Source organism: Ancylomarina sp. (assembly GCF_041555295.1).
Classification (GTDB): Bacteria; Bacteroidota; Bacteroidia; order Bacteroidales; family Marinifilaceae; genus Ancylomarina.
Genome location: NZ_JBFFKR010000239.1, coordinates 1 through 5,343 on the forward strand (window position 1 = coordinate 1; position 5,343 = coordinate 5,343).

The 5,343-nt window shown below is 35.2% G+C and carries 4 protein-coding genes; all 4 read left to right on the forward strand.

The genetic code is table 11. The features are described 5' to 3' along the window. The first annotated feature begins 248 nt into the window (after positions 1-248). The 4 genes from ABY905_RS13615 (at position 249) to ABY905_RS13630 (ending at position 5,240) form a co-directional block, all read left to right on the forward strand. Positions 249-3,332 (forward strand): alpha-amylase family glycosyl hydrolase, encoded by a 3,084-nt coding sequence (locus ABY905_RS13615; protein ID WP_372644791.1) that lies wholly within the window; start codon positions 249-251, stop codon positions 3,330-3,332. Between the two features lie 202 nt (positions 3,333-3,534). Next, positions 3,535-3,978 carry a thioredoxin family protein gene (locus tag ABY905_RS13620; protein ID WP_372644793.1) on the forward strand — a complete coding sequence of 148 codons (444 nt, stop codon included), beginning with the start codon at positions 3,535-3,537 and terminating at the stop codon, positions 3,976-3,978. A 1-nt stretch (position 3,979) separates the two neighbouring features. Next, positions 3,980-5,023: an FAD:protein FMN transferase gene (locus ABY905_RS13625; RefSeq protein ID WP_372644795.1), complete on the forward strand. Its 1,044-nt coding sequence runs from the start codon at positions 3,980-3,982 to the stop codon at positions 5,021-5,023. Further along, complete coding sequence (locus tag ABY905_RS13630; RefSeq protein ID WP_372644797.1) at positions 5,013-5,240, forward strand: DUF4266 domain-containing protein; 228 nt, start codon at positions 5,013-5,015, stop codon at positions 5,238-5,240. Before ABY905_RS13625 ends, ABY905_RS13630 begins: the two co-directional genes overlap by 11 nt. Positions 5,241-5,343: the final 103 nt, after the last annotated feature.

Here is a 5,343-nt window from a genome sequence, read left to right on the forward strand (position 1 = left end):
GGATTTAAGTTCAAATACGAAATGCTTAATTATGAAGGTGGAGATCCTAACCTATCAACTCCTGATGGTGCAGGAAATTACACAATCAAATTTAGCTTAGCAAACAGAACTTTAATATTTACTAAGAATTAAATACAAACTAAAAATCACGGGAATACTCTTCCCGTGATTTTTTTATAATAATATTTCATAACTTACAAGTAAGGCTTTAAAATCAGCCAACTGCCAACAAAAATCAACTCTCGTTTATGAAAAAACTCTACTCCATATTCATTCTTCTACTACTAATTCTTAGCTCTCAGCTAACATGGAGTCAGGTCGTCACCACTGTCCCAGCCTTCCCTACCGAAAATTCTGAGGTGACCATTACTTTTGATGCCTCCCAAGGTAATCAAGGACTAAAAGATTTTACAGGAGATGTATATGCCCACACCGGCGTTATTACTGACAAAAGTACATCAGGCAGCGATTGGAAATACGTTATTAGTGATTGGGCTGTTAATGTTGATAAGATTAAACTCACCAGTTTGGGTAACAACAAATGGGAACTAAAAATTACACCTGATGTTCGCAGCTATTATAATGTTCCCACAGCTGAAGAGATTCAAAAAATGGCCTTTGTATTTAGAAATGCAGATGGTTCAATAGTCGGTAAAGATACTGGCGATAATGATATTTTTGTAGATATTAGTACTGAAGGTTTAAATGTTGGCTTTACAAGTCCTGTAAATAATAGTATCATTGAGAAATCTACAGAATTTACCGTTAGCATTAATTCTGCAGCAAGTGAGAATCTTCAACTATTTGTAGATGGTGCTCTTGATGAAACAACCACTACAAGCTCAATTAGTAAAATTTTTAATTATACAACGGCTGGCGATCATGAATTTGTAGCAATTGCAACAGCAGCCGGTGAAGAAAAACGTGATACAATTAATTTTGTCATCAAACAGGAGACTCAAACTGTAACAAGACCATCTGTACTTAAAGATGGGATCAACTACATATCAACGACTTCAGTCAATCTGCAACTGTATGCCCCAAATAAAGAGTATATTTATATCATAGGTGATTTCAACAATTGGTTACTTAGTAATAGCTATCAAATGAAAAAGGATGGAGACTACTTTTGGTTTAGCATTGATGGTTTAACTCCAGGAAAGGAATACATTTTCCAATACCTAATTGATGGAGAAATTAAAATTGCTGATCCCTATGCTGACAAATTACTCGATCCTTGGAACGATCAATATATTTCATCCAGCACATATCCCAACCTGATTGCTTATCCTAGCTCAAAAACAAGCGAGTTTGCATCAGTTCTCCAGACTGCACAAACAGCTTACACTTGGAGCGATACAGAGTTCACAATGCCTGATCATGATGATCTTGTGATATATGAACTTTTAATTCGTGATTTCACCGAAGCTGGTAATATTAAGACTGTAACGGATACCCTTGATTACCTGCAAAGACTTGGTGTGAATGCAATTGAACTGATGCCTTTCAACGAATTTGAGGGTAATGATTCATGGGGGTATAATCCTGCCTTTTATTTTGCGCCTGATAAGGCTTATGGAACAAAGAATGATTACAAAGATTTCATTAACGAATGTCATAAGCGCGGTATTGCTGTACTCATGGATATGGTATTAAACCATTCTTTTGGTCAATCTCCATTCTTCAGAATGTACGAAGAAGGTGGTAAACCAAGTTCTGATAATCCATGGTATAACAGAGAGCATAATTTTGAAAATACTGATGCACACTGGGGAGCCGATTTCAACCACGAAAGTCTAGAAACTCAAAAATTAGTCGATCGTATCAATACCTATTGGATTGATGAGTATCATATCGATGGTTACCGTTTCGATTTCACAAAAGGTTTTTCAAATACTTACCACGATTTAAGTGATCCTTGGGCAAGTAATTATGACGCCGACCGTATTCGCTTACTTAAACGAATGGCTGATAAAATTTGGGCAGAAAACGATAAAGCCTTCATTAGCTTTGAACATTTAGCTGATAACTATGAAGAAAAAGAGCTTGCTGCTTATGGTATACACCTTTGGGGAAATGCCAATGGTAATTACAGTGAAGCCACAATGGGCTATAATGAGAGTGGAAAGTCAGACTTAAGCTGGACATCATGGAAAAATCGTGAATGGGTAGCACCTAGACTGATCTCTTATATGGAAAGTCACGATGAAGAAAGGGTGATGGTTAAAAACCTCCAATTTGGTAATTCTTTCGAAAATTATAATGTCAAAGAGCTTTCTACTGCCCTTTCAAGAATAGAAACTGCCGGCGCTATCTTCTTTGCAACTCCTGGGCCTAAAATGATATGGCAATTTGGCGAGTTAGGTTACGATATTTCGATTGATGAAAATGGCCGTACAGGTAAAAAACCTATCAAATGGGATTATCTCGATGATTCTAATCGTTTGCACCTCTATCAAGTCTTTTCAGCCCTCATCAAGCTAAAAACGCAAGAGGTAGCCTTTTCATCTGAAGATTATAATCTAAACGTAGCAGGGGCTTTAAAACGTGTTGAAATCAATCATGCAGACATGGATGTTCGAGTGATTGCCAACTTTGATGTTAAAGCTGGTTCAATTACACCAAATTTCAGTCAAACAGGTACTTGGTACGATTATTTTACGGGAACTGAAGTTTCTGTTAGTGATGTAAATATGAATGTGAATTTAGCAGCTGGTGAATATCGAATATATACCACAAAACAACTTGAGACACCTGTAATTCCTTCAGCGCCTATTGCAAGCGACTTAGTCATTACTGGTGAATTCATACAAGATGCTATTTTAACAGCTTCGTACACTTATTTTGATACTAATGGAGATACTGAAGGGAATTCTATTATCCAATGGTATCTTGCAAGTGATCAATCAGGGACTAACGAAACGGCTATTCAGGGAGCAAACCGTCTCGAATACACAATTTTGCGTCAGAATGTTGGTCGATATATACGTTTTGCTGTAACGCCTGTTGCTACAAGTGGTGACATGCTTACTGGAAATAAAGTTTATTCAGCCTATTCTCAAGCAATAGACTATTCAACAGGTATTGAGGATGTTTTAGATGAAGAATTGAGCTTATACCCTAATCCTGTTAAAGACCTACTGCACTTGGATAATTTAAAACAAGTGAAACGTATCAGTCTATATAGCCTTACAGGAAAAACGATGCTTTATAAGCACAATCCTGATAGTAATGAAATTCTAGATCTCAGCTTCTTAAATCAAGGTATCTATATCATTGTTTTTGATCTTGAAGATGGAAATCAATTAACGAGAAAAATAATAAAGCAATAATTATATTTTATAAATTTGAAATCCCACTTAGCTAAATAGTTAAGTGGGATTTTTTTTTGTCTACTTAAATAGACAATTCCTCTTAGACACAATGAGATCTGAATATATTTATATTTTTTAACAACCTATCTAGATATTTGAATACAATATTAATTACATTTGGTAATCACTTATACATTATTTTAAAATTTTGAAAGATCTTATGAACTATAAAACATTTTCGTTTAGCATTTTTTTAATCTTAGCCAGTTTTTTTAATGGATTCTCTCAAGTCAATCAACTTGAAAAGGCCGCTCAAATAGCCAAAGAAGAAAATAAACTTATTTTCATTAACTTCTCTGGTTCTGATTGGTGTCGATCTTGTATGGTTCTAAAGCAATCCATTATAGACACAGAAGAATTTGCATCATTTGCAAATAACAATCTGATTATGCTTGACATTGATTTTCCAAAAAAGAAAAAAAATAGACTGAGTAAAGATCAAACACAATACAATGAAAAATTAGCTGAAAAATATAATAAAGAAGGACAATTCCCAACGATTATTATTCTAGATTCTGATTTGAACATCATTGCTAAAACTGGATATAAACGCCTGAGTCCGACACAATACATCAATCACATTAAGACACTGATTAAGAAATAAGATGATCCGAAATATCACAAGCTTACTTCTTCTTATTCTATCGCTAACCGCATTAGGACAGAAAGAATCTCACACCAAGGTTCTTCTTCTAATGGGATCTCGATTTGAGCTAACTGCTGTTAGCCCAGATCAAGAAAAGGCGATAAAAGCAATAGAAGCAGGCATTACAGAAATCAAACGAATCGAAAAATTAATTTCGTCTTGGGATACTAATTCTCAAACTTCAGAAGTTATAAGAAATGCAGGCATAAAACCTGTTATTGTCGATCAGGAATTATTCAATTTAATTCGTCGTTCAATTAAAATTTCAGAACTAACATATGGCGCATTCGATATCAGCTATGCATCAATGGATAAAATTTGGCGTTTTGATGGAAAAATGAAAACATTACCTGATTCAAGTGCGATAGCAGCATCTGTCGCAAAAATAAACTACAAAAATATCATCCTTAATCCTGAGAAAAGAACAGTTTTTCTTAAGGAAAAAGGAATGAAAATTGGTTTTGGAGCAATTGGGAAAGGTTATGCTGCCAATAAAGCACTTGATATCATGTCAAAGATGAACTTGATGGGAGCTTTAGTTAATGCCTCAGGAGATTTAATCAGTTGGGGTAAAGATGAAGGAGGTAAAGACTGGAAGATTGGTATCGTGAATCCAAGACAAAAAGGAAAGGTTTTTTCCTGGCTCAACATAAATGAAACTGCTGTTGTAACATCTGGCAACTACGAAAAATTTGTCACAATAAATGGTCAAACCTACTCACATATTATCGATCCTAGAACGGGCTATCCAGTGAAAGGGCTGAGTAGTGTGAGTATCATCTGTCCCAATGCTGAATTAGCCGATGCTTTGGCAACCTCTGTTTTTGTTCTGGGAAAAGAAAAAGGTCTTGAACTAATCAATCAACTTAAAGGTATAGAATGCCTTCTAATAACTGATAAACAAGAACTTTTCACATCAAAAAACTTACATTTAGATTATATACAGAAACCAATAACTAATCACAAATACCAAATTAAAATTGGAAATGAACATGCGAAATAAGAATAAATCCAAGCTCTTGCTTGGTAGTTTATGCTTATTGTTTGGTCTCAACTCATGTATGTCTGTTGCGGCCTACCAAAAAGCAAACCTTAACGACGGAGAAATGGCACTACAAGCTAAGAAACTCGAAAAATACGAATCAAATTTTCAATCATACCGTGAAGGTGCTGCTGGTGCTAATGGCGGAAAATCAGGAGGAGGTTGTGGATGCAATTAAATAAAACAATACTACTTGTGGCATTGATGGGAGCTTCTATCATGGCCATGGCTCAAACTGATAAAAACAGTATTGACGACAAGCAAAATGAGAAACGGAAAAA